Below are 23211 nucleotides of genomic sequence, written 5' to 3' on the forward strand. Positions count from 1 at the left end.
TCAGTTTAGAATTATTCTAAAGTGTTCTTGGCTTTACAGATTACAGTACCCTAAGAAATTCAGAGGAAGCTCTGTTCAGATATTAATAGGTGCTTTTTCGTTTTCGACAGCAAACATCAATTTAATCAATGGAGGGAAACAATACACATGGCTACGAATTTCGTCATTGAAGGTCTGAAAGCGACGATCGAAGGTAAGGAAATCCTGAAAGGAATCAACTTGGAAATGAAAGGTGGAGAAATCCACGCAATCATGGGTCCAAACGGAACAGGTAAATCAACACTGGCTTCCGCGTTGATGGGACATCCTAAATATGAGGTAACTGATGGTGTAGTAACACTTGACGGTGAAGACGTACTGGATATGGCTGTAGATGAGCGCGCACGTGCTGGCTTGTTCTTGGCAATGCAATACCCAAGTGAAATTGCTGGTGTTACTAACTCCGACTTCTTGCGTAGTGCAATCAACGCACGTCGTGGCGAAGGAAACGAAATCTCCTTGATTAAGTTCATTCGTCAAATGGAAGGTAAAATGAAAGAGCTCGATATGAATCCTGAGTTCGCTCATCGTTATCTGAATGAAGGTTTCTCCGGTGGTGAGAAAAAACGTAACGAAATTCTGCAAATGATGCTGCTTGATCCAAAAATCGTAGTACTTGATGAAATCGACTCCGGTCTGGACATCGACGCTCTGAAAATTGTTGCAGACGGTGTAAATGCAATGAAGAGCGAAGATCGTGGATTCTTGATCATCACTCACTATCAACGTCTCTTGAACTACATCACACCTGACTACGTTCACGTTATGATGCAAGGTCGCATCGTGAAATCCGGCGGACCTGAGCTGGCTCAACGTCTGGAAGCTGAAGGTTATGATTGGGTAAAAGCAGAACTGGGAATTACAGATGAAACTGTAGGTCAAGAAGCGTAATAGACAAAACGGAGGAGGATCATTTCATGACAACACAAACAATTCTTCCGGTTGAGTCTGAAGCGCTTCGTACCCTGTCGGAGAGCAACAATGAACCCGGCTGGTTGACTGAGCAACGGCTTGAGGCTTTGAAGCTTGCAGGTGAGCTTGCGCTTCCTAAACTGGAAAAGCAAAAAATCGAACGCTGGAATATCAGCGAGTACGGAACATATAAAACGAACGGAGCAATTGCTTCTTTGGAAGAAGTACCTGCTTCAATTAAAGAGTTGGTTCAAGACCAAGCTGAAGGTAGTCTGGTTATCCAACGTAACTCTGCTACAATCTACTCCAACTTGTCTGCTGATTTGGCGGCAAAAGGAGTAATCTTCACAGATCTGGCTTCAGCGGTTCGTGAACATGGCGATCTGGTGAAACAATATCTGGGCACGGCAGTAAAAGCGGATGAGCATTCTATCGCGGCACTACATGCAGCTCTTTGGAATGGTGGAGTTTTCCTCTACGTTCCAAAAAATGTTGAAATTGAAATCCCATTGCAAGCGGTCTTGCTTACAGATGATGCATCTGCAACATTTGCACCTCACGTGCTCGTTGTTGCTGAAGCAAACAGCTCTGTAACTTACGTAGATAACTATGTATCCGGTGAACTGTCCGCACCTGTTTTCCATAATGGGGTCGTGGAAGTGTTCGTTAAATCTGGTGCTAAAGTACGCTTCGCAACAGTACATCAGTTGAATGTGAATGTAACAGATGTTTCCTACCGCCGTGCAGTGGTAGAGAACGACGGCTCAATCGAATGGATCGTTGGTGAAATGAACAATGGTGACACAGCAAGCAATACGATGACTGTGCTCAAAGGGAATGGATCCAGCTCGGATTCCAAAGTGATTGCGGTTGGTTCCGGTTCACAGAAGATCAACTATACGACAGAAGCTCGCCACTTTGGTAAAAACACGCCAAGCCAAATGATTACTCGTGCGGTTATGCGTGAAGAAGCTTCAGCGATTATCAACGGCATTACGAAGATCGAGAAAGGTGCCACAAGAGCGGATGGACAGCAAACAGAGAAAGTACTGATGCTGAGCCCTAAAGCGCGTGGAGATGCCAACCCGATCCTTCTCATTGATGAAGATGATGTAACAGCAGGTCACGCAGCTTCCGTAGGTCAAGTGAATGCGGAGCAGATCCATTACTTGATGTCGCGCGGGATTAACCGTACGGATGCGGAACGCCTGATCATTTATGGCTTCCTCGCACCGGTGGTGGCGGATATTCCTTTGGAAGCACTGCGTACCCAATTGCAGTCCCTGATTGAGAAGAAGCTGGGACAATGAACCCATCCATTCGCGAGCAATTTCCGATCCTCCACCAGGAAATTAACGGACATCCGCTCGTTTATCTAGATAGTGCTGCAACTTCACAAAAGCCTCGTGCTGTGATAGAAGCAGTTAAGCATTATTATGAATATGAGAACTCAAATGTGCACCGCGGTGTTCATACCCTTGGTAGCCGTGCCACAGACGCTTATGAAGGCGCGCGTGAGAAGGTTGCTAAGTTTATCAATGCACGTCGCACGCAAGAGATCATATTCACACGCGGGACTACGACAGCCCTGAACCTAGTGGCTTCGTCGTATGCCCGTGCGAATTGCAAAGAAGGCGACGAAATTGTTATTACGCAAATGGAGCACCATAGCAACCTGATTCCTTGGCAGCAAGTGGCTAAGGAGACAGGTGCAACATTGAAATACATCCCACTTCAGCCTGATGGTCACATTGAATTGGCTGATGTGGAGAAGACGATTACGAACAATACCAAAATTGTAGCAATCGCGCTCGTATCCAATGTTATGGGGTTAGTTCATCCCGTAAAACAAATTGCTGAAATTGCACACCGCAATGGTGCGGTCATCGTGGTTGATGGCGCACAGAGCACACCGCACATGAAGGTGGACGTGCAGGATCTAGATTGTGATTTCTATGCGTTATCCGGCCATAAAATGTGCGGTCCAACCGGAATCGGTGCACTTTACGGCAAAAAGGCGCTGCTGGAGTCCATGGAACCGGTTGAGTTCGGCGGTGAAATGATTGATGATGTAGGTTTGTATGAATCAAACTGGAAAGAGCTACCTTGGAAATTCGAAGGTGGAACGCCAATTATCGCTGGTGCGGTAGGCTTGGGCGCTGCTATCGATTTCCTAGAAGAGATTGGCATGGATGAGATTGCGCATCATGAAGGTGTACTGGCAGCGTATGCTACAGAACGTTTGTCCGAAATTGATGGGCTTACGATCTATGGACCAGCTAAACGGCATGTCGGTGTCGTAACCTTTAACTTGGGAGATGTTCACCCCCATGATGTGGCAACGGTACTGGATGCGAGTGGCGTAGCTATTCGTGCCGGACACCATTGCTGTCAACCGCTAATGCGCTGGCTTGAAGTGAGCTCAACAGCTCGTGCCAGTTTTTATCTATACAATAACGAACAAGATGTGGATCGGCTTGTCAGCGCCTTAATCCAGACAAAGGAGTATTTTGGCGATGCAACTTGATGATCTGTACCGGCGTGTTATAATGGATCACTACAAAAACCCGCGTAACCGCGGAACGTTTGATAATGACGCTGTCACGGTGAATTTGAATAATCCAACGTGTGGCGACCGGATTTCACTGCAACTTATGCTGAAAGACGGAATCGTTCAGGAAGCCAAGTATACGGGTGAAGGCTGTTCCATCAGCATGTCTTCGGCATCGATGATGTCTGAGGCGGTTAAAGGTAAAACAATGGAGCAGGCTCTCGATATGGCTAACCGTTTTTCCTCACTGATGAAAGGGGAAGAAGTCGATTTCGACGATTATGAAGATCTCGAAGCCCTATCCGGTGTGAACAAGTTCCCTGCACGCATCAAATGTGCCACTCTGGCCTGGAATGCATTACGCAAAGGAATCGACGAAGAGGACAATGTACAATAACGATAGGGAGGTAGAGTAAGATGGCTAAAAAAGCACCAGAAATGGAAGAGTATAAATATGGTTTTCGCGATGAGCACGAATCCATCTTCAAAACCGGTAAAGGTCTGACTGCAGAGATCGTTACTGAAATTTCTCGGATTAAAAATGAACCAGAATGGATGTTGGAATTCCGTTTGAAATCCTTGAAACAATTCGAGAAAATGGCTATGCCAAAATGGGGTGGAGACCTCGACGGATTGGACTTCAACGATATTCAATACTATGTTCGTCCTTCTGATAAGCAAGGGAAAACATGGGAAGAGGTTCCTTCTGAAATCAAAGAAACCTTTGATAAATTGGGTATTCCTGAAGCAGAGCAGAAGTTCCTTGCAGGTGTATCGGCTCAGTATGAGTCCGAGGTGGTATACCACAACATGCAAAAGGAATTGGAAGATCAAGGTGTTATCTTCATGGATACCGATACAGCTCTGAGAGAGCACCCGGAAATCCTGCGTGAATATTTCGCTACCGTTATTCCACCAGCAGACAACAAGTTTGCAGCGTTGAATAGTGCCGTATGGTCCGGAGGAAGCTTCATCTACGTGCCAAAAGGCGTGAAATGTGAAGTGCCTCTGCAAGCATATTTCCGGATCAACTCCGAAAATATGGGACAATTTGAGCGTACACTGATCATTGCAGACGAAGACAGCTTCGTTCACTATGTTGAGGGCTGTACAGCTCCGATCTACAGCACGAACTCACTTCACAGTGCGGTTGTTGAAATCATCTGTAAGAAAAATGCCCGTGTTCGTTACACAACGATTCAAAACTGGGCACCAAACATCTACAACCTCGTTACTAAACGTGCGGTTGCAGAAGAGAATGCAACGATGGAATGGGTCGATGGTAACATCGGTTCCAAACTGACGATGAAATATCCTGCTGTTGTTCTGAAAGGCCGTGGAGCGAAAGGTTCCGTTCTGTCCATCGCTGTAGCTGGTAAAAATCAGCATCAGGATGCAGGTGCGAAAATGATCCACTTGGCTCCAGATACAACATCAACGATCGTTTCCAAGTCCATCAGTAAACATGGTGGTAAAGTAACGTATCGTGGTCTGGCTTCCTTTGGTCGCCAAGCGGAAGGCGCGAAATCCAATATCAAGTGTGATACCCTCATTCTCGATAATGAGTCCACATCCGATACAATTCCTTACAATGAAATCATGAATGACAACATCATGCTGGAGCATGAAGCGACGGTATCCAAAGTATCTGAGGATCAACTCTTCTATCTGATGAGTCGTGGTCTGACCGAAGCAGAAGCAACACAGATGATCATCATGGGCTTCATCGAGCCGTTCACGAAGGAATTGCCGATGGAATACGCGGTAGAAATGAACAGATTGATCAAATTCGAAATGGAAGGTTCTATCGGTTAACCTTTGTCTGACAATGGTTAGCGGATAAGCTGGACGCTTGCGCCCTAATTCCTGCCTGAATAATTTCATGTAATACAGATTAAGATCGAGGATTTTCCTCGGTCTTTTTTTGTTGTCTAAAAGTATGTTTTATTTTGTGTGAAACGTACCTTAAGTGCATGCTAAATGTTGATTTTTTGGTATAAAATAGGATCATTCGCACAAGCCATCTCATAGATTCAAGCATCTATTGATAGAAAAGGATGTGACATGATGAGCTTAAATCCGTTTGAGGGATATCGTATTACCAGCTCATTTGGTTATCGTATTCATCCCATCCATGGCGGGCAGACATTTCATCGGGGTATTGATCTGGTCACAGAGCCATGGAATGGCTCTGTCTATGCTTTTTTGGAGGGAGTCGTACGATTTGCTGGTGAAGGGGTTACAGGCTCAGGATTCGGAGGTTACGGGCTTACAGTAGCGGTAGAAGATCATCGAGGTTACTTACATTGTTACGCTCATCTGTCCCGAATTGCGGTGAAGGTTGGACAACATGTTCAGCAAAAGCAACTCATTGGCAATCAGGGCAGTACGGGTCAGAGCACAGGACCGCATGTGCATTATGAAATACGTAAAGCAAGTAGACCCTCTTATGGTTTCACAGCGAGTGAGAATGGCGTTGTCGAGCCGGAAACATATCTGAAGTCCGAATATCGCTCCATGGCGGAGGAAGAGGAGGCACAGCCCATGACAAGTGAGGAGAAGCAAAGGTTTGAGACTATGCAGAGAACATTGGAAGCTCAGGCGTCCTGGATTAAGCAGCAGCAAAATCGTGCCAATATGCCCTGTCCCGCCTGGGCACAAGATGCATTCAATTATTACCGTTCATTCATCATGACGGATACAGGGAGCTATGATTTTTGGAGGTTGCTTGTCATTATGTACCGCAAGGAGAAGAATATTAACGTAAATCCCGACGCGACAAATTAACAACTAGGTATTGACCAGGCTAATGATTGTTCCAACCATGTGATAAGCTTCAACAAAGTCCTAATGCTCTTCAACAGGTAGCTGAACTTAGGCAGATATAGGCGGATAACCATTTATGTATTATTGCCAATTCGCCCGGTTCAAAAAAATGCTGTTGTCATATGTTAGGGTATACCTGATGAAGAGGAGGCAATCACATGAGCGAAGTAGGATATGGCTGTGGTGGTAACAACGTAGGTGGCGTGGGTGGTTACAACCCATTCACATCGACAGGTGCAATCTTGGTATTGTTCATTCTGTTGGTTATCATCACTAAAGCGTTCTGTGTATAATTCGTAAACAATTCTCTAAATAGAAAAGGGAAGCCGTTCACACGGCTTCCCTTTCATACATTATAATGGCGAAGGTTGAGTCACTATTATGACTTGATATGTCTTCATCCAATCTCAATAAATCCTTTTTGATCCCTAATCAATACTACTGGACATAAATCTCAACAATCGCAACATCTCTTTCCTTCGCTAAATCGATAAAGGCAGAGGATGTCTGTACGAGTGGACGGAAGTAATCCGCTGGATTATTCATGACAATGAGACCAGTCTGACCTGTGGTGAGAAGAACTCGTTTACCGATAAAATTAGGAAGCATATGTTTAATAAGTTCCTGAGTGACTTCTCCATTTAATTGACCAAAACTAAGGCTGTACAGCTCGCATAAGACAGAGATTAGCTCTTGTTTGGTCTGATATACCCGATTGGTTGTCATGGCGCTGTACACGTCAGCTACAGCTGTAATACGGGAGTATGGATGAATCTCGTCTCTTTTTAGTCCGTAAGGATAACCACTACCATCCTCACGCTCATGATGCTGTAATGCTACGGTTGCAAGAAGTTCATCTTGAGTCGATTCCATAATAATCTCATACCCATATAGGGTGTGCTTTTTCATTTCTTCGAATTCTTCCGGAGTTAATTTCCCCGGCTTATGTAACATTTCAGGAGGAATCTTCGATTTGCCGATGTCGTGCAAATAACCAGCTTTGGCCACGGTCAAACACTCTTCTGGATTATACCCCATCCACCCCGCGATATAGAAGGCAAGCATGCCAACTTGTAACGAATGAGTGTACGTGTATTCGTTATCTCCGTCCATCATAAGTAGAAGAGAAACGACATCTTTTTGTTTTTCAAGCTGAGATGTTAAGTTAACTAAGATATGATCAACCTGAGTCTCATCAATAAATCCCTTTTCCATGGCTTGCTCGAACAACGTTTCAGTACCTTTTATCGTATCTTCAAACAGATTAGTTAAAAGACGGGTTTGATCGGAACGTAAGGTTTGTTCATCAGAGTGTAAATCGGATGGTGTATGCTCTACATCTGCGTAATCGATTCCGTGTTGCAGCAATTTGGCAATATCATCTTCGCTAAGCGTGGAACCTTTCACCAGCATGTGGAGACCTGCATTGTTATATACGTCATTTATTAACAGGTCGCCAGGTTTAAGATCAGTAACATGCACTCTCACGTATAAACCACCTTTTCCTCGACTAATATCGACACATATCATTATAATAACAAGAAAAAAATGGGTTGACAACGACTTGTTTACTAATTTAATTAGTAATTCAAGAGTTAGAATAACTAATTATTGTTGTTGCATAGGGTTCCAAGGACCCAATTGATGACCCTTCCACTCGGAGCCATCTTCCCATATTTCTTTTTTCCAGATCGGCACAGTTTGCTTCAATCTCTCGATGGCATAACGACTTGCATCGTAACAATCACTGCGATGAGGAGAGGAGACGGCAATGACCACACTAATCTCAGCAACGTCTACTTGTCCAATTCGATGGCTTATTGCGCATAACACGCCAGGCCAGCGCTCAGAGATTTCATCACCGATGGCTGCCATCTGTGCTAGCGCCATGGGAACATAAGCTTCATATTCCAAGTGCACTGTTCGTTGTTCACCCGTCATCTCGCGCGTAGTTCCGACAAACGTAAGAGCAGCACCATGGTTAGCGGTAATGACAAGATTGGTCGTTGCTTCCACAGACAAGGGAGATGTAGTGATCTGATATCGTCCATCTGGAGTAGTAGAGGAAGCCCCTTGCTCGGACTTCCGATTCTCTGTGCCATCACCTCCGGATACAGGAGGTATCAAAGCAATCTCATCTTGAGCCGATATAATAGTATCGGCAGGAGCGTACTGTTGGTTTACAGCAAGAAAGGAAGTGCGGATCTGAGAGGCTAATTCAGGGTATGATTCGGCTAATTTTTCTTTCAAAAGAGCAGCTGTTGGCTCAGCTCCGTCATATTCATATTCAATCAGAGAAGTGCCGAGGCGTTCAGCAATACCTGCAAATAGTTGAATGTTCAATTTCATGAGAATTTTCCACCTTTTTTTCAAAATCTAAACCCTTTCAATATATCATAACGAGAAGGAAAATGTTATGCTTATCTATTAGAGGAATGAACGTTTTAAACGGAATCAGAAGGAGGCGGTGTGATGAGCACCACGAATACACAAGTGTTAACAATACTGCATACGAATGACATTCACAGTCATTTTGGTGCCATGAGTTCGATCGCCGCCATGATTGAAAAAGAAAGAGAACAAGCTGAGAATATTTTGGTTCTTGATATAGGAGATCATATGGATCGTAAGGCTGTGGAGACGGAAGGCACACTTGGAGCAGCCAACGTCGACGTGATCAATCTTACTGGATATGATGCCATTACGATCGGGAATAACGAAGGACTTACGATAACACCTGAACAACTGGCAAGAACATATTCCGGGCTCCAATGTCCTGTTGTTTGCGGAAATGTTGTGGAATATGAGACTGGACTTGTCCCATCCTGGATGCACACGTCGCTCGTCGTGACCAAGGGTGAATTTCGCATCGGTTTATTAGGGGCAACAGCACCATTCACTACGTTCTATGATTTGTTAGGATGGAGTCTTCTTGATCCTATCGAGACGCTGAGTAAACAAGTTGCTGAATTGTCTCCCAAGGTGGATGTCATCATTGTTTTATCACATTTGGGACTATCCACAGATCGCAGATTGGCAGAGCAGATTGAAGGCATTGACGTGATCTTGGGCGGACATACACATCATGTGCTTGAGGAGCCTCTGATAATTGGCAATACCACCATTGCAGCAAGCGGTAAGTTCGGGGAATGGCTCGGTAAAGTGGTCTTAGAGCGTCAGAACTCTACGAGCAAGCCTATCCTTGTAAGCAGTGGATGTGTTCCGGTGACATCCACTCTTCTGGAAGAGCAAGTTACTCTCGCAATCGCTACGAATCGTGCTGAAGCAGAGAAATCACTAGAGCAGACAGCCGTAATGGTGGACAAGCCACTTTCCGTTCATTATGAGCGTGAATCCCCTTTTGCCACCTTGCTTGCGCAAGCGGTTAGACAGGCTACAGGTACCCAAGTGTCTCTGGTGAATGCAGGACAGTTACTTGGAGATCTTCCACAGGGAGTTATTACCAAAGGAATGTTACATTCCCTATGTCCTTCTCCGATCAATGCTTGTACAATATGCTTAAAAGGCAGCCACATCCGTGAAGCACTTGAGCAATCATTGCTGCCAGAGTTTACGGATAAACCAATCATTGGATTTGGGTTTCGTGGGAAGGTTCTAGGAACGTTATGCGTGGACGGGATGGAGATTGAATATGATCCTGAGCGACCGGCATATGAGAAAATTCGTTCTATACGTATTGCGGGCAGTCCTATTCAGGAGGAACAACAATATGTGGTCGGTACACTCGGAATGTTTACGTTTAATGTGGGATATCCTCCACTCGCCCAGGGTACAGAAACGAATTATTATCTTCCAGAATTCTTACGGGATCTAGTGGAAATAGAACTAAAACGACCAGGAGCGCTGGACGAATGCCTGCGACCTCGCTGGCGAGAAATATAATAAGTACTTGCCTTCTGCTGAAGCGGCGGCTAGTTGCAATTACATCTACGGAGCGGGAGAGGATAGGCTGTGCGTTTAGTACATATAAACTTATTGCAGCCTGGCATGAAGCTGGGGAAAAGGATATATAGCGAAGAGGGTTTGGTACTGCTCAGTGAGGATGTGGAATTAACTCAGCGATTAATCTCTCGAATGAAAGATCTCGGGATCGGATATGTCTATATAAAAGACGCGGCAACAGAGGATATCATTGTACCCGAAATGTTACAGGAGGAGACCAAGCGTAGAGCGTTGGTTGAGATTAAGCAGCAGTTCCAGAACATGTCTGGCTTTCGAACGAAGAGCCGAATCCCGCATTTCGGTAAAACACTGACCGGATTAATGAATACGATTTTAGAAGACATCGGTAGCCAGAAGGAAGCCATGATTATGCTCATGGACATGAACTCTACTGATTTTGACTTATATAATCATTCATTGAATGTTTGTGTATATACATTGGTTCTTGGGGTAGCATCGGGCTACAATAGACAACAGCTAATGGAAATTGGCCTTGGTGCCTTATTGCATGATATCGGAAAAACACAGATAGCTTCAGAAGTACTGTATAAGCCTTCTAGATTAACGGACGAGGAATTCAAACTCATTCAGCAGCATACTACATATGGACATCGTATCCTCAAAGACGAGCCGGGTATACCGCTTTTGGCTGCACATTGCGCACTCCAGCATCATGAACGAATTGACGGTAGCGGTTATCCATTCGGCCTAAAAGGTAATGAAATTCATGAATATGCCAAATGGATTGCACTCGCGGATTCATACGATGCGATGACAACCAATCGAGTGTATCAGCAAGCCTTATTACCACATCAAGCTGTGGAAGTACTCTACACTGGTTCTTGTACGCTTTATGAACAACGGATGCTTGAGAAATTTCGAGATTGTGTTGCGATCTATCCTATTGGCATGTCGGTTACACTAAGTACAGGTGAGGTTGGTGTCGTGGCCTCGATCCATCCACGTATCCCGCAACGCCCAATCATTCGAGTGCTGAAGGATGCAGAGGGTCAGGTTTTGCATGCACCCTATGAGATTGATCTATCGACTGCATTGTCAGTTATGATTACAGGTGTGGAGGGCGCGGAAGAGATGCCTTCGATGCCAGTTAGTGGACAGTATTTGGAAAGCTGACATCCAACTTAATCAGTACAAGACGCTTCTATCGTAATATTTGGGTTGAATAGACTCAATATACAGGAGCGTTTTTTTGCCTTGTAATTGTACCCATTAGTTATAAGGTTGTTCAAAGTTACGCTTTATGATGATGAAACAAATCTGGTCTGATTATCTACAATTAAAGTGGGTTTTACAGTACAAATGTAAGCCTACGTAGGGCAGTTTTCCTACACGAAATAGACAGACCCTTTCCTCCGAGGCATTCAAAATTGTGCTATGATAAAAGATAGCTCCAAAAAGATTGAGTCGGAGTATGATGTAAATAAAAATTTTTAGGTTAATAAAAGGAATAAGGTGAAAAACAATGACCATGCTAAATTCAGGATCGGTTCAACCGATGCCTTTATCGCCGACAAACGATCCATGGGATCCAATCGGTTCTTTGCGTACATATGGACGCCATGTACTGACTAGTGTAGAAATGACCGTGACTCATTTGTGTAATATGCGCTGCGAGCATTGCGCGGTGGGTGATATGCTTACGATGCGTGAGGCTCCAGCTCTTCCGTTGCCTTTGATGTTGAAACGGTTAGATGAGGTAGAACATCTGCAAACGATTAGTTTGACAGGTGGGGAACCAAGCTTCAGTCAGAAAACGGTGGATGAGATGATTATTCCGCTGCTCAAATATGCGAAGGAGCGTGGCATAAGGTCCCAGATCAATTCCAATCTTACGCTAGATCTGAATCGATATGAGAAGTTGCTTCCTTATTTGGATGTCATGCACATCTCCTTTAATTATCTGAATGCGGATGATTTCCATCAAGTTGGGTTTGCGAACAGTGGCAGACCGGTTAAACGCGAAGTTGCGGTGAAGATGTACGAGAAAATGATCGAAAACTCACGTAAGTTAAGTGAAGCTGGCATGTTTATCTCTGCCGAGTCCATGATTAACTACCGTACTCATGACAAACTCGAGGGTATTCACCAGTTAATTCGTGAGATGGGCTGTGTACGTCATGAAGTGCATCCGATGTATAATTCGAACTTTGCATCCAACCTGCCTGTTCTGTCGCTGGATCATATGCGTACGGCCATTCATCGATTGCTTGACGTACGTGATAAGGAGATGTGGATGTTGTTCGGTACACTTCCATTCTTCGCATGTAGCGCTGCGGAACAGGATCGTGAGCTGATTAATCGTCTGCACAGTGAACCGAACGTAACCGTTCGTAACGATCCAGATGGGCGTAACCGAGTTAACGTAAATATGTTTACAGGTAATGTGTATGTGACTGACTTTGCAGACATCCCAGCCTTTGGCAACATTCGAGATCGTAAGCTGGATGATGTCTTCCATGAGTGGTCGGCAGAGCATCCGCTGAACCAGACAGTGAATTGTCACTGTGATATCGCATCCTGCTGCGGCCCTAATCTGTTGGTGGCGGATATGTATTATAAGGGTGTTGATTTTAAATCAAGAAAGGCAATTACACGCTGACCTTCCAGGTGCATTCCTGAATAGATAGAAAAGGGGAGTTTCGACTTGGATATTCATACCGAATTTCATCTTGGGCAATTACTGTTTAATCTGGTGTGTGTGTTTCTGCTCGTCTTCTTGAATGGCGTATTTGTTGCAGCGGAATTTTCCCTCGTGAAAGTGAGGCAGACTCGTCTGACGCAATTACAGAGTGAGGGCAATCGTCTGGCTGGCTATGCGCTAAAAGTGAACGGCAAACTGGATGCGTATCTATCTGCAACCCAGTTTGGAATCACGTTGACTTCCCTTGGACTTGGATGGCTCGGTGAACCAGCGATATCTGAATTACTGGTTCAACCCCTCATGACCAAGCTTGGTGTAGTAGATACAGCGCTCATATCGACAGTTTCCGTTATCGTAGGTTTCAGTATTATTACGTTCCTACATATCGTACTTGGTGAGCTTGCTCCCAAATCACTGGCGATTCAAAAGACAGACGGAGTTGCGCTGTTCTTGTCTGCACCACTGCTCCTTTTCTATAAAATCTTCTTCCCATTCATCTGGGTGTTAAATGCGTCGGCGAATGCGTTACTCCGTCTTGCTGGAATTGAACCTGCAAGTGAAGGAGAAGCACATTCTGAGGATGAGCTGCGCATTCTCATGAAACAAAGTGCCAAGAGTGGAGTTATTGATAAGGATGAGATCAAATTGATGGATAACATCTTTGATTTCTCTGATATGCTCGCTCGTGAGGTCATGTTGCCACGTACAGATATGGATTGTCTTTACACCAATCTGTCTTTGGAGGAGAATCTGAAGATCATCAATGCGACTAAGCACTCTCGATATCCGGTAGCGGTGGAGGATAAGGATGAGATCATTGGATTTATCCATATTACGGACTTACTGCTAGCTGAACCAGAACAACAGCATGACCTTGCTTCTCTCGTTCGTCCAATTCTCAACGTTCCGGAATCCATGGAAATTAGTCATGTGTTACGTCTCATGCAGAAGAAACATTCTCAGATGACGTTGGTGGTTGATGAATATGGCGGTACAGCCGGATTGTTAACAGCTGAAGAGATTCTGGAAGAGATTGTCGGAGATCTGTACGATGAGTTTGAGGACGAGCGTCCACATATGGAGCGCAATGGGGATTCTTTCTCAATCGACGGTCGCTCTCTTATTGAAGAAGTGCATGAATGGACTGGAGCCGTTATCGATGATGATGAAGTGGATACCATCGGCGGCTGGCTGTTCAAGGAGCTTGAAGGTAGTCCTGCCAAAGGCAAAACACGCGAACGGAACGGATACGTATTTGAGGTGGAGGAATCCAGTCGATTGCGAATTACGCGGGTGAAGGTGTACAAGCATACAATATCGCAGGACAATGATGAACCAGACCAACAAGATGAATAATTAAAGTGAACACGTATGCTGAATGCTCGTGAGTTACGTTGACCTTCGTGAAGCTTCCCTGTGGGGATTGGAGCGGAGGTCTTTTTTTAGCTTTTACTGAAAAATACGGATTAACCCATACGATTGAGACATATGGTTATAGAGACGGGAAGCGTAGGGTGATTATGAAACGTAGGAAGGTTAATTCAAAAAAACTAGAAAGGAGGTTTGTGGTATGAAGGATCCGCAGATTCGTGCATACAGGCCATTTATTGGACCATTTGATCCGTGTGAACCGAAGGAGATTCGAACGTATTTGGTTCCTCCACAGCTGTTTATTCCATTTCAACCTATGGGATGGCCGCAGTATAGTCCCGCAGAAGCGCTTAGATTAGGAACGTTGTGGCCCGCCTTGTACAGCCCATACACATCGGCAAAAGCGAAGGAAAAGGGGGTGTAATTGATGGAATCTGAAGAGGTAGCTAAAGCTTGCGATGCTAGATATTATGAGTTGCTAGAGGAATTACAGGCCTTAGATTTTGTGTTAGTGGAGCTTAACCTGTATTTGGATACACATCCTGGAGATTATCAGAGTATTGAGCAGTACAATAAGTTCGCTCAAGAACGCATGCGAGTAGCACAGGAATTTCAGCAATTGTACGGTCCGTTAACGAACTTTGGTCATGCCTTTTCCAAATACCCGTGGGAATGGTCACAGACGCCTTGGCCTTGGCAAGTATAGAAGCAGTGGGCAGAAATTAGAGCATATGCGTAAAAAGCAATTGGAATTCTTATTTTATAATTGATTTTGGGGATACGAAGATCGAGGCATTTTGGGAGCCTATGAGCTGGAGCGAGCGTTAGATTTGAAGCTGAACCAAATGGAAAAATAAAGGGGGAGCCCTGTGTGTGGGTGTATGAGAAAAAATTGCAGTATCCCGTTCGGGTAAGTAAATGTGACCCTCATATGGCTAAACTACTTATGGAGCAGTACGGCGGTGCCGATGGAGAATTGGCTGCTGCGTTGCGATATCTAAACCAACGTTATACGATTCCTGATAAGATCATTGGGCTGCTGAACGACATCGCTACGGAGGAATCAGTACATCATAGCTATCAATCATAGTCTAATGCATTAACCTAAAATACTTACTAAAAAAGATCCTTGGAATTTTATTGGTAATTCCAGCTGCAGCCAATAGGGGTGTACTTTTTGATTAATAAACAGATTTTCAAATCACAATTGATACAATGAAATAAATTTAAATATTATTACATAATATACATTAAATTACATCTTATGTTTAGACTTTAATATCTCCAAAGGATTATAGTAACAATTGTTAGTAAACAAATAGAAAAGGGGATTAATTCAGAATGAAAAAGTATCTACTAGTATTGCCATTAACTATGTTATTGGTGTTCCTTTGCTTGCCATTTGCGAGTGCATCTGCAGCTTCAGTTGACATTTTGAGGGGACTTGAACCAGTAAATTTTGCACGAACAAATTTTGTTAATTCTATTAGTAATGCAACAGATGGGAACGATGATACATACCTAGAAACAAATTACTTAGCTAACAATGGCACTCTTACGAGCTACGCATACTTGTATAAACTGCCTGAAGCAACGAGCTTAAACAAAATTAGAATTAAAGTCGATAGCATCGAAAACTTTACGAGTATAGGATTTGAAGATGCTGCTGGCAAGGGTCTCTATAATGTACAAGTAAAATCGAACGATCAAACTACAGTTCTTGATGAAGTTAAAATTTCTAAAGAGGTTAAACAAATTCGTATATATGTTACTAATAAGGCAGCATTAAAATTGTATTCACTTGAAGCATATTCTGATCAAGTCCAAACTCCAGATGTACAAGCACCTGCTGATCTTGTAGCTAACGCAGCGGACGGCAAAATTGACCTGACATGGAGTGCAGTTCCTGAAGCCACAAGTTATGCAATTAAACGTGCTACAACTTCTGGTGGCCCTTATCAAACTGTAACAGATAGTGTATATGATACGAAATACACTGATACGACTGTTACCAATGGTGTAACGTACTATTATGTTGTGACCGCAAATGTTAACGGTATTGAAAGCGAATATTCAAATGAGGCTTCAGCTACACCTACTGAAACTCCAGTTGTAAGTGGTAATAGAGCTCGTGTTGTCGTTTATCTGATCAGCGGATTAGAGAAGGAATATGATCTTTCTAGTTCAGAACTATCAGCATTTATTTCATGGTATAGCAATCGCGCTGAAGGCATTGGTCAAGAAGTCTACGCCTTTAATAAGAATTCTGACATGAACAATTATATTAGCAGAAAAGACTTCATCGCTTTCAGTAAGATTGAGATGTTTGAAGTTAATGAGTATGTATCAAACTAAATAGTTTAAAGGAGCAGCTAAATAGCTGTTCCTTTTGTTATCGTAATTAATTGTCGATATTATTAGAAAAAGTTTATTAGGAGTATAGGCAAGAGTTGACAAGTCGAATATCAATTAAAGGAAACATTAGTAAAGGTGTTAACCTCCTACTAACATCATAAGATATGTTACGCCAGACTTATGAATTACTCTTATCTACACTCGGGGGAGTTTAGGGAATAATTTCAAATCGAATTGCCCAATTGCTTCTGGTCTTGTCCAGTGGCCTTTTATTGTTTTGGTGTATACCGCCACTTCAAGAACTGACTTTAACAAATTATTCTTTTGCTCGGGGTCGTCCGTCTTTGTATAAGTATCCAATACATATTCAACATTAGGAATAATGTTTACTTTAGCGGTTTGTCTTCGTTTCTCCAAGTCCATTTCCCCTAAAGCAGCTCTAATGCTTTCCTCAGTTTCCCCAATCCGTTGTGCGAGGGTTTGTGATCTCTCTAGGTACGTCTCTACAGTATAAATTTTCTTCTCTAGTAAATCATGCAGATTATTATTCTGTTCGTGAAGCTCATGCAGCTTCTTTTCGAGATCCTTTACAATCTGCTCTTTAATGTTTAAAGTAGATTCGTTTTCTGAGATCCTCTCAGGTTTATGTGTGTTCCACTGGGCTTTATAATTTTCTAGCCAGACACGTAATCCTTCTAGTATTCTTTCTTCTACTATATATCCTGGTGAACTGATATTCTTACATGTCGGCCCCTGACATATTAGTCCTGTTGGAGTATCAGGATTTTTGTAAGGACGACGAACCATAAGACGCCCACACATTCCGCATCTGATTAATCCGGCTAGAGGATTGATTATAACCCCTCTTGGAGCTGGAGGATGATAGTTGCCCTTCAATATCTCCATTGCCTTATCCCATGTTTCTTTAGTTATAAGCCCATCATGTTTACCATCAGCAAGCAGCCATTCACTCTCATCTACTCGTGGGCGGTATCTGTGGACTACGCCGTTTTTCCGGGTTTTCTTTTCGGGGCGTCTGCGCCAAGCGATAGCACCGTAATAAACTGGATTGCGAATTATCCCATTAATCGTAGCGACAGTCCATTGGCTGTTCTTTAATGTAGGTATGGATAGTTGATTCAGCTTTTTTGCAATTAAGCCTGTGCCAACCCCTTGATTAACGTACATATCAAATATCATTTGGATGATAGGGGCTTGCTCGGGATGAGGTTCCAATGTCCAACCTTTTTCTTTCTCTAATTTGATGCGATTGAAACCATAGGGTGCTATATTGCCAATGAATTTTCCTTCAAGAACGGAGTCCTTACGCCCAGTCTGTTGTCGACGATTGATAGTTTTATACTCACGACGGGACATGAAGAGACCAAATTCAAAGTACTCTTCGTCAAACTCATTGTCAGGATCATATGTTTTAACAGGCGTAATGATTTTTGTGCCGGCATATTTAAAAGTTTGTGCGATGATCCCCTGGTCGATGGTATCACCGCGCGCCAAACGCTCAATTTCCATGACAAGTACACCGTCCCATAGTCCTTCTTCAACTTGACGAAGAACATTCTGAATAACAGGACGTTGTGCTATGGTTTCGCCTGAAACGATCTCTCTGAAGACTTCAGAAATATTTATCTTTAGCCGTTTAGCTAAATCAAATAGATTGCGCTCATGTCTTGCCAGCGTTTCTCCTTCACCGCGACTCTCGGCTTCCATATCCGCCCGCGATTTACGCAAATACATGCAGAAACGCCCTTGAAGTTTTGAGGTGAGTTTTGCGTATAATTCGTCTGACATGGTCAAGCCTCCTTAATATTTTATATGTATTTTTTTGAAAAGTATGTTCATTATCAATAATATAGCACATATGTTCTGGTTTTTGGGTGAAAGAAAAGCCCCGAAGGGCTTATTGATCGTTCGCGCTTCCTACTGATAACATTAGAATCTTGGTATCTTTCACAAAATTCATGCTGTACCTAAATCCATTACGTATTACAGAAGATGAGAAGTGTATTTTCATAAAGAGTCTATAAATTCTTTGTATTTATTGAATTCTTCTTCAGGCATAGTTGCTGGGACTTGCAAAAGGATATTATCTTTTGCATATGTAAGTGAACGGAACATTTCTAAGGTTATTCCTAACTCTTCGTAGATGTTCTCCATTGTAGCAAGATCGTCTGTATTTTCAAAAATGAATATATGTCCCGAAGGTATATCTTTTAAGACAAAACCACTGTTTTCAGACCCTTCTGTTGCAGAAGAACCCTTTAGAGAAGGTAATTCAAATCTAACCAGTTCAGCGGTTTCAGGCTTTAAACTCATGTCTCCATCTTCGGTAACTTTCCTTGGGTTCTCAGCTTCTATGCTCAACTTTTCTAATTTTGCAATTACGTCATCAGCAGTAACAGATCTCCCACTACTGCATCCTGTAATAAGAAGCAGAGCTCCTAGAAAAATGAGGATTGGCCATCCTTTTTGCATTGTTTATTCGCCTCTCGTTTATAAAATTATTATAGGCATAAGAACATCACTCTGTATAAGATAGACACAGTTGCTGCTATCTGATATAAGGAAGTGTGAAAGAAAAGAAACACATTCACACATCCTTAAAAACTCTTATGTAAATAGTTTTGAGATTAAAATTAATGACTATTGTTACTGAATTATGTTCAAATACTCGTGAGAAATCATCTTCTTCTCCACTCAAGAAAAGCATTTAAGTGTAGGCTACCAAAAATAATTAATGCAAGTACCGACAATACAACAGATGCGCTAACACTATTAAACAAATTACCTAAGTTCCAGGCTAAATAACCATAGCACCCAGTCAAAATAATTAAAACAATGGCTCGTGTCACTTTAAACCAGAGCAGAACTGCTAATCCGATCAGCAGTCCCCCAAACAATAACCACGAAGAAAATTGACCTCCTAAACCAGCAGAGACTATCAAAATTTCAAGCAAAACAAGCCCTGATCCAGCCCCGTAACTTCTTGCGTTGATGACCCCGTGTTCCACTTTTCTTTCTATAGAAGCATTATTCTTATGATCCATAGACATTGTTCTAAGCCGAGCCTCCTTTAATAAAATTTTGAAATATAGAAGCAGCTCACTTCACGAAAGTAAAAAAGGCAGGAATGGTTCGTTTAAGAAACCATCCCGTTAAAGTAAATCTATATCTGCATTTTTCAGCCCTTTTAACCACCAAAATTCTGCCAGAAGAGCATTTACCTGATTATAGACACATGTTAAAATCGAACATGAACAGAACGTTTGTTCTTTTTTTAACAAGAACTAGGAACGGAAGTGTCATCATGGAGAAAACAGATATTAAAAAAGCTATGATTGAGTTGGATGGAGTACCTTTGGGACACCTCGAGAAGGAACAAATTATTATAAATCTAAAATCAATCTTCCTCGGAAAAGATGATTTGTGCAGCTCGCTTGAGCTTTTTTTGAATAGCGGGGTCAGACAGATCAAGCCCTAGTCTCTTTTCTAAATCCTCAAAGAATTCAAATTTAGCTTTTAGTTCATTATCAAGAGTTAAAGTTTCCCGAATATTTGATCTTCCATAGAGATAATCGACATTGACTCCAAATAGGTCAGCTATCTTATTCATAGTATCCATAGGAGGCTGTTTAGTTCCATTCTCATATGCAGTATAAGTAGGTCTTGCAACACCTAATATTTTTGCTACATACTCTTGAGTCCAGATAGGACTCTTTTTTTTCATCTCTTCTCGCTCATTCTTTAACCTTTGAGCAAAAACTTCCATAATAACACACCAACTTTTCTAGGATAGTACCAGTATAGTGTTACTGAAAGAAACTTTAAACTTAAGTTCCTAAAAGAAACAATTATTGTTGACAAGTTCCTTATAGTAACGTAATATGTGTTTATGGATGTTACTTAAAGGAACAAAGGAGGTTGAAGCATGAGATCTTGGCTTAGAGAAATTCGCGAAAAATATAATATGACTCAAGAACAAGTGGCTTTTAAAGCGGGAATTTCTCGTAGCTATTTTACTAACATTGAAAATGGAACCAAAACGCCATCAGTTATAGCTGCAAAGTCAATCGGTGAAGCACTTGATTTTCCGTGGTCATATTTTTTTGAGGAGAAATGTTACTTTAAGGAACAAAAATACAAGGAAGGAGTGAGCTGATGAACGAGTGCCCACGATGTACCAGTAACAAAATCTCAACGACAGATAACTTTTGCAAAGTTTGCGGATTCGAATTATTCCAAATCACAATACAGAAGTTTGAAGTTAATTCAGAAACCGCCGCGGCCACGGCAGCTTCTGAACAGCCTAAATTAATTATGACGAGTAAGTTTTTCATCTTTCCAGATCTAAGTGAAGAAGAAATAGATTCTTTGCATATGACACTAATGAGAGCTGCTTTTGAATGGAAGAGTTCTAATGGATTTCAGTATAAGTAATTGAAATTGGTAAACCGCAATGAGTGCAGAGCTCATCATTTGAAGCTATATAACCTGCAGGGAATTTAATTCCATTGTTACTTGCACAAGAAATGCTATAAAAACTCACTTTATTTTCAGATGGATGTGTTTCTGGAGAATGTGCCACGGATCCTTCGCCACCGATTATCCAGCCGAGTTTTTTAAGTTCCTTGTTCAAATTCAACTTATCCTCTTCAGAAAGTTTCCTAAAGTAAACCGAATGATTCATACATTTCACCTCCTTTCCTATTAAATGGTGTGTGCAAACTCCATTTTAGCAGAAAGAGGAAAGACAAACCCAGAAAAAGGAGGTTCAAAAAACAATGGCTGTCCCACAACTTGATCCGCATAAACATAATCCTGGGAGGGATGTGCCGATGCCGATCCAATCTAAAGAATTGCCAGCAGGGAACGTTGTAGAGACGTATCAGTTCGGAGTAACCACTGTTCATATCTGTGATGACTTCATTGCCCAAACACCTATGCAGATTGCCAAAGTGATTCGAGAAATGCACATAGCTGGTTGGGCTATCTTACAGAACCAGAAAAGCGAAGCCGAATAGGCTTCCATTGGAGGACAAGCCTATGAAATTTGTTTGGATCAAACCCACATCCCGAGCATGTTTTATCGCTGCTGTAGTAACAAGAGTGAATGTTGGAAAAATGACAATCGATCATGCAATCCATCACACACTTTCTTTGGAACGACAGTGCAGACATCCACATCTGATCTCCAAGAGAGAGCTTAAATCTGTGAAACGTGAAGCTGAGGCTCAGATCCGTAAGATACAAGAAACCCGCCGAGCTGTACCGACTGGCGGGAGTTGAGAGGATCGATGGAGCCGGGGAAGCTCTAAAAGTATAATACTCCCCTTGTTAATAGCATTTCCATTCCAATATGGAATATTCGGGAGGGGGTGAACACGGTTGGATATAAAGTTTGGGGCAATCATGAGGGCTTGCCGCGAACGAGCTGGTTTTACGCAGGAACAAATGGCGGACAAGCTCCATCGCACGCAAGCCTGCGTTTCAAAATTTGAAAAGGATCATAAGATTCCGGACATGACCACTATGATGCGATGGGCAGAAGTAACAGGTGCAAGGGAAGTTGTTGTTGCTTTCATTTACGGAATGGACGGAATCAGCATGATTCAAAGACTGATTGGAGGATAAACGAATGAAGGTAGATCAATTGGAATTGGAATTACAGTTCATTGCGGCAAATGCTCGGCACAACCTGAACCTCATACATATGAACCCTGAAAGAGTGCAGGAGATGAAGCGTGAACGGGTAATCGGAGCATTGGAATTTATGGATGGATTGCATGAGGCATTTGAAGGACAAAAAGAAAATGCCCGCCTTGCAGGGCGGACACTTGGTCTGAGAACTTGGTTGAAGTCTCTTCTGCTGCTCATTTTATCGTCTCCCGAGCAAAAGCGCAAGGGGGAATCAGTATGAGTGAACAACTCGCACGTCAGATAATCGACAATTATGTTGCTTCGACACTGGCTTTACGGGCAAGTAGCGTGTCTCCATCGGAGGTTGGTGTAACTGACGCTGATGCCTATAGTAGTCATCGACTGGATATCTTCATTCGTTGGGAGAATGCAAAGTTCAGCCTGCAGGAGCTTCCTACTGAGTACAAGCTTCAAGCAATTCAAGCAATAGATGCAATTACCGCCTGATGAGTTCACTGCGGAGTGAACGAAACCTAGCCCTATGGGGCGATGGTCGCGGGAAACCGCAATACATATGAAGGGAGGAACTGAGTATATGGCAATTCATGAATCAGTGAATAAGATTCTAAACCAGCTGAGTAGCCTGGCAGATGACACAAATGATGCTTTAAATAACACAGCGTACATTCTTCGCAGATTATCAGAATTTACTGATGGTGAGCTCAATGAAGTGATTACTCAACTTGAAGCAATCAGAGATCAGGTAGAAGAGTTGGAAGAAGCGCACGAAAAGGTTCAAGAAGAGGTTGCAAATTTGGAAGAAGAATTAAACGAAAAATGACCGCGGGCTAGGCGGTCATCACTGATCTTTCACAAC

General features: G+C 42.8%; 28 protein-coding genes and 1 pseudogene. 22 read left to right on the forward strand and 7 right to left on the reverse strand.

The genetic code is table 11. From position 1 onward, the window contains the following. Window positions 1-147: 147 nt before the first annotated feature. The 7 genes from sufC (at window position 148) to V6W81_RS09030 (ending at window position 6621) form a co-directional block, all read left to right on the forward strand. A complete protein-coding gene (gene sufC / locus V6W81_RS09000) occupies window positions 148-930 on the forward strand; it encodes a Fe-S cluster assembly ATPase SufC (protein WP_056698351.1) in 783 nt (260 codons plus the stop codon). Between the two features lie 26 nt (window positions 931-956). Beyond that, window positions 957-2261, forward strand: a complete 1305-nt coding sequence (gene sufD, locus V6W81_RS09005) for a Fe-S cluster assembly protein SufD (RefSeq protein ID WP_145047918.1) — start codon at window positions 957-959, stop codon at window positions 2259-2261. After that, window positions 2258-3478 (forward strand): cysteine desulfurase, encoded by a 1221-nt coding sequence (locus V6W81_RS09010; RefSeq protein WP_145047917.1) that lies wholly within the window; start codon window positions 2258-2260, stop codon window positions 3476-3478. The genes sufD and V6W81_RS09010 overlap by 4 nt, the downstream gene beginning before the upstream one ends. Continuing rightward, window positions 3468-3899, forward strand: coding sequence for a Fe-S cluster assembly sulfur transfer protein SufU (sufU, locus tag V6W81_RS09015; RefSeq protein ID WP_056698341.1), 432 nt, complete (start codon window positions 3468-3470; stop codon window positions 3897-3899). The genes V6W81_RS09010 and sufU overlap by 11 nt, the downstream gene beginning before the upstream one ends. Before the next feature lie 20 nt (window positions 3900-3919). Further along, window positions 3920-5317: a Fe-S cluster assembly protein SufB gene (sufB, locus tag V6W81_RS09020; protein WP_128101144.1), complete on the forward strand. Its 1398-nt coding sequence runs from the start codon at window positions 3920-3922 to the stop codon at window positions 5315-5317. A 249-nt stretch (window positions 5318-5566) separates the two neighbouring features. Beyond that, window positions 5567-6289 carry a M23 family metallopeptidase gene (locus tag V6W81_RS09025; RefSeq protein ID WP_338542731.1) on the forward strand — a complete coding sequence of 241 codons (723 nt, stop codon included), beginning with the start codon at window positions 5567-5569 and terminating at the stop codon, window positions 6287-6289. A gap of 197 nt (window positions 6290-6486) precedes the next feature. After that, on the forward strand, window positions 6487-6621 hold the full coding sequence (locus V6W81_RS09030; protein WP_217363773.1) for a YjcZ family sporulation protein: 135 nt from the start codon (window positions 6487-6489) through the stop codon (window positions 6619-6621). Window positions 6622-6766: 145 nt separating this feature from the next. On the opposite strand, the gene V6W81_RS09035 is transcribed toward V6W81_RS09030, so the two are convergent. Then, window positions 6767-7816 carry an HD-GYP domain-containing protein gene (locus tag V6W81_RS09035; RefSeq protein ID WP_145047915.1) on the reverse strand — a complete coding sequence of 350 codons (1050 nt, stop codon included), beginning with the start codon at window positions 7814-7816 and terminating at the stop codon, window positions 6767-6769. A 120-nt stretch (window positions 7817-7936) separates the two neighbouring features. Beyond that, window positions 7937-8677, reverse strand: a complete 741-nt coding sequence (locus tag V6W81_RS09040) for a molybdenum cofactor biosynthesis protein (protein ID WP_338542733.1) — start codon at window positions 8675-8677, stop codon at window positions 7937-7939. 123 nt (window positions 8678-8800) lie between these two features. Between V6W81_RS09040 and V6W81_RS09045 the strand changes: the two genes are divergently transcribed. The 8 genes and pseudogenes from V6W81_RS09045 to V6W81_RS09080 all read left to right on the forward strand — a co-directional run bounded on the left by V6W81_RS09045 (window position 8801) and on the right by V6W81_RS09080 (window position 16679). Continuing rightward, window positions 8801-10231: a bifunctional metallophosphatase/5'-nucleotidase gene (locus V6W81_RS09045; RefSeq protein ID WP_338542734.1), complete on the forward strand. Its 1431-nt coding sequence runs from the start codon at window positions 8801-8803 to the stop codon at window positions 10229-10231. A gap of 69 nt (window positions 10232-10300) precedes the next feature. Continuing rightward, on the forward strand, window positions 10301-11425 hold the full coding sequence (locus tag V6W81_RS09050; RefSeq protein WP_260985388.1) for an HD-GYP domain-containing protein: 1125 nt from the start codon (window positions 10301-10303) through the stop codon (window positions 11423-11425). A 349-nt stretch (window positions 11426-11774) separates the two neighbouring features. Then, a complete protein-coding gene (gene yfkAB, locus V6W81_RS09055) occupies window positions 11775-12911 on the forward strand; it encodes a radical SAM/CxCxxxxC motif protein YfkAB (RefSeq protein WP_145047912.1) in 1137 nt (378 codons plus the stop codon). A gap of 45 nt (window positions 12912-12956) precedes the next feature. After that, entirely contained in the window at window positions 12957-14309 is a 1353-nt protein-coding gene (locus V6W81_RS09060) for a hemolysin family protein (protein WP_145047911.1), read from the forward strand. Window positions 14310-14523: 214 nt separating this feature from the next. Further along, the gene (locus V6W81_RS09065; protein WP_056698319.1) at window positions 14524-14748 is read left to right on the forward strand and encodes a spore coat associated protein CotJA; all 225 of its coding nucleotides are present in this window, start codon (window positions 14524-14526) and stop codon (window positions 14746-14748) included. A 3-nt stretch (window positions 14749-14751) separates the two neighbouring features. Continuing rightward, entirely contained in the window at window positions 14752-15030 is a 279-nt protein-coding gene (locus V6W81_RS09070) for a spore coat protein CotJB (RefSeq protein WP_145047909.1), read from the forward strand. 165 nt (window positions 15031-15195) lie between these two features. Continuing rightward, window positions 15196-15396, forward strand: a pseudogene (locus V6W81_RS09075) (manganese catalase family protein); the annotation flags it as partial. Between the two features lie 269 nt (window positions 15397-15665). Beyond that, on the forward strand, window positions 15666-16679 hold the full coding sequence (locus V6W81_RS09080; RefSeq protein ID WP_338542738.1) for a hypothetical protein: 1014 nt from the start codon (window positions 15666-15668) through the stop codon (window positions 16677-16679). A gap of 195 nt (window positions 16680-16874) precedes the next feature. On the opposite strand, the gene V6W81_RS09085 is transcribed toward V6W81_RS09080, so the two are convergent. From V6W81_RS09085 to V6W81_RS09100, 4 genes are all read right to left on the reverse strand, one after another. Then, window positions 16875-18488: a recombinase family protein gene (locus V6W81_RS09085; protein WP_338542740.1), complete on the reverse strand. Its 1614-nt coding sequence runs from the start codon at window positions 18486-18488 to the stop codon at window positions 16875-16877. Window positions 18489-18707: 219 nt separating this feature from the next. Beyond that, entirely contained in the window at window positions 18708-19172 is a 465-nt protein-coding gene (locus tag V6W81_RS09090) for a hypothetical protein (RefSeq protein ID WP_338542742.1), read from the reverse strand. Window positions 19173-19378: 206 nt separating this feature from the next. Continuing rightward, window positions 19379-19750 carry a hypothetical protein gene (locus V6W81_RS09095; protein WP_338542744.1) on the reverse strand — a complete coding sequence of 124 codons (372 nt, stop codon included), beginning with the start codon at window positions 19748-19750 and terminating at the stop codon, window positions 19379-19381. Window positions 19751-20097: 347 nt separating this feature from the next. Beyond that, the gene (locus V6W81_RS09100; protein WP_338542746.1) at window positions 20098-20466 is read right to left on the reverse strand and encodes a helix-turn-helix domain-containing protein; all 369 of its coding nucleotides are present in this window, start codon (window positions 20464-20466) and stop codon (window positions 20098-20100) included. 159 nt (window positions 20467-20625) lie between these two features. Here V6W81_RS09100 and V6W81_RS09105 point away from each other — a divergent pair, with 159 nt between their 5' ends. Then, on the forward strand, window positions 20626-20856 hold the full coding sequence (locus V6W81_RS09105; RefSeq protein WP_338542747.1) for a helix-turn-helix transcriptional regulator: 231 nt from the start codon (window positions 20626-20628) through the stop codon (window positions 20854-20856). Between the two features lie 255 nt (window positions 20857-21111). On the opposite strand, the gene V6W81_RS09110 is transcribed toward V6W81_RS09105, so the two are convergent. After that, on the reverse strand, window positions 21112-21384 hold the full coding sequence (locus tag V6W81_RS09110) for a hypothetical protein (RefSeq protein ID WP_338542748.1): 273 nt from the start codon (window positions 21382-21384) through the stop codon (window positions 21112-21114). A 94-nt stretch (window positions 21385-21478) separates the two neighbouring features. On the opposite strand from V6W81_RS09110, the gene V6W81_RS09115 reads away from it, so the two are divergent. The 6 genes from V6W81_RS09115 to V6W81_RS09140 all read left to right on the forward strand — a co-directional run bounded on the left by V6W81_RS09115 (window position 21479) and on the right by V6W81_RS09140 (window position 23175). Next, entirely contained in the window at window positions 21479-21718 is a 240-nt protein-coding gene (locus V6W81_RS09115; protein WP_338542749.1) for a hypothetical protein, read from the forward strand. 22 nt (window positions 21719-21740) lie between these two features. Continuing rightward, the gene (locus tag V6W81_RS09120; RefSeq protein ID WP_145047901.1) at window positions 21741-21983 is read left to right on the forward strand and encodes a hypothetical protein; all 243 of its coding nucleotides are present in this window, start codon (window positions 21741-21743) and stop codon (window positions 21981-21983) included. A 99-nt stretch (window positions 21984-22082) separates the two neighbouring features. Beyond that, window positions 22083-22328 (forward strand): helix-turn-helix domain-containing protein, encoded by a 246-nt coding sequence (locus tag V6W81_RS09125; protein ID WP_338542752.1) that lies wholly within the window; start codon window positions 22083-22085, stop codon window positions 22326-22328. 4 nt (window positions 22329-22332) lie between these two features. Further along, window positions 22333-22614 carry a hypothetical protein gene (locus V6W81_RS09130; RefSeq protein WP_338542754.1) on the forward strand — a complete coding sequence of 94 codons (282 nt, stop codon included), beginning with the start codon at window positions 22333-22335 and terminating at the stop codon, window positions 22612-22614. Next, complete coding sequence (locus V6W81_RS09135) at window positions 22611-22841, forward strand: hypothetical protein (protein WP_338542756.1); 231 nt, start codon at window positions 22611-22613, stop codon at window positions 22839-22841. Before V6W81_RS09130 ends, V6W81_RS09135 begins: the two co-directional genes overlap by 4 nt. An 88-nt stretch (window positions 22842-22929) precedes the next feature. Beyond that, window positions 22930-23175 (forward strand): hypothetical protein, encoded by a 246-nt coding sequence (locus tag V6W81_RS09140; protein ID WP_338542757.1) that lies wholly within the window; start codon window positions 22930-22932, stop codon window positions 23173-23175. Window positions 23176-23211 lie beyond the last annotated feature (36 nt).

The organism is Paenibacillus tundrae (assembly GCF_036884255.1).
Taxonomy (GTDB): Bacteria; Bacillota; Bacilli; order Paenibacillales; family Paenibacillaceae; genus Paenibacillus.

Coding starts and splice junctions, on each gene's coding strand:
- sufC (WP_056698351.1), top strand. CDS start 148: ATGGCTACGAATTTCGTCATTGAAGGTCTGAAAGCGACGATCGAAGGT.
- sufD (WP_145047918.1), top strand. CDS start 957: ATGACAACACAAACAATTCTTCCGGTTGAGTCTGAAGCGCTTCGTACC.
- V6W81_RS09010 (WP_145047917.1), top strand. CDS start 2,258: ATGAACCCATCCATTCGCGAGCAATTTCCGATCCTCCACCAGGAAATT.
- sufU (WP_056698341.1), top strand. CDS start 3,468: ATGCAACTTGATGATCTGTACCGGCGTGTTATAATGGATCACTACAAA.
- sufB (WP_128101144.1), top strand. CDS start 3,920: ATGGCTAAAAAAGCACCAGAAATGGAAGAGTATAAATATGGTTTTCGC.
- V6W81_RS09025 (WP_338542731.1), top strand. CDS start 5,567: ATGATGAGCTTAAATCCGTTTGAGGGATATCGTATTACCAGCTCATTT.
- V6W81_RS09030 (WP_217363773.1), top strand. CDS start 6,487: ATGAGCGAAGTAGGATATGGCTGTGGTGGTAACAACGTAGGTGGCGTG.
- V6W81_RS09040 (WP_338542733.1), bottom strand. CDS start 8,677: ATGAAATTGAACATTCAACTATTTGCAGGTATTGCTGAACGCCTCGGC.
- V6W81_RS09045 (WP_338542734.1), top strand. CDS start 8,801: ATGAGCACCACGAATACACAAGTGTTAACAATACTGCATACGAATGAC.
- yfkAB (WP_145047912.1), top strand. CDS start 11,775: ATGACCATGCTAAATTCAGGATCGGTTCAACCGATGCCTTTATCGCCG.
- V6W81_RS09065 (WP_056698319.1), top strand. CDS start 14,524: ATGAAGGATCCGCAGATTCGTGCATACAGGCCATTTATTGGACCATTT.
- V6W81_RS09070 (WP_145047909.1), top strand. CDS start 14,752: ATGGAATCTGAAGAGGTAGCTAAAGCTTGCGATGCTAGATATTATGAG.
- V6W81_RS09080 (WP_338542738.1), top strand. CDS start 15,666: ATGAAAAAGTATCTACTAGTATTGCCATTAACTATGTTATTGGTGTTC.
- V6W81_RS09085 (WP_338542740.1), bottom strand. CDS start 18,488: ATGTCAGACGAATTATACGCAAAACTCACCTCAAAACTTCAAGGGCGT.
- V6W81_RS09090 (WP_338542742.1), bottom strand. CDS start 19,172: ATGCAAAAAGGATGGCCAATCCTCATTTTTCTAGGAGCTCTGCTTCTT.
- V6W81_RS09095 (WP_338542744.1), bottom strand. CDS start 19,750: ATGTCTATGGATCATAAGAATAATGCTTCTATAGAAAGAAAAGTGGAA.
- V6W81_RS09100 (WP_338542746.1), bottom strand. CDS start 20,466: ATGGAAGTTTTTGCTCAAAGGTTAAAGAATGAGCGAGAAGAGATGAAA.
- V6W81_RS09105 (WP_338542747.1), top strand. CDS start 20,626: ATGAGATCTTGGCTTAGAGAAATTCGCGAAAAATATAATATGACTCAA.
- V6W81_RS09110 (WP_338542748.1), bottom strand. CDS start 21,384: ATGAATCATTCGGTTTACTTTAGGAAACTTTCTGAAGAGGATAAGTTG.
- V6W81_RS09115 (WP_338542749.1), top strand. CDS start 21,479: ATGGCTGTCCCACAACTTGATCCGCATAAACATAATCCTGGGAGGGAT.
- V6W81_RS09120 (WP_145047901.1), top strand. CDS start 21,741: ATGAAATTTGTTTGGATCAAACCCACATCCCGAGCATGTTTTATCGCT.
- V6W81_RS09130 (WP_338542754.1), top strand. CDS start 22,333: ATGAAGGTAGATCAATTGGAATTGGAATTACAGTTCATTGCGGCAAAT.
- V6W81_RS09135 (WP_338542756.1), top strand. CDS start 22,611: ATGAGTGAACAACTCGCACGTCAGATAATCGACAATTATGTTGCTTCG.
- V6W81_RS09140 (WP_338542757.1), top strand. CDS start 22,930: ATGGCAATTCATGAATCAGTGAATAAGATTCTAAACCAGCTGAGTAGC.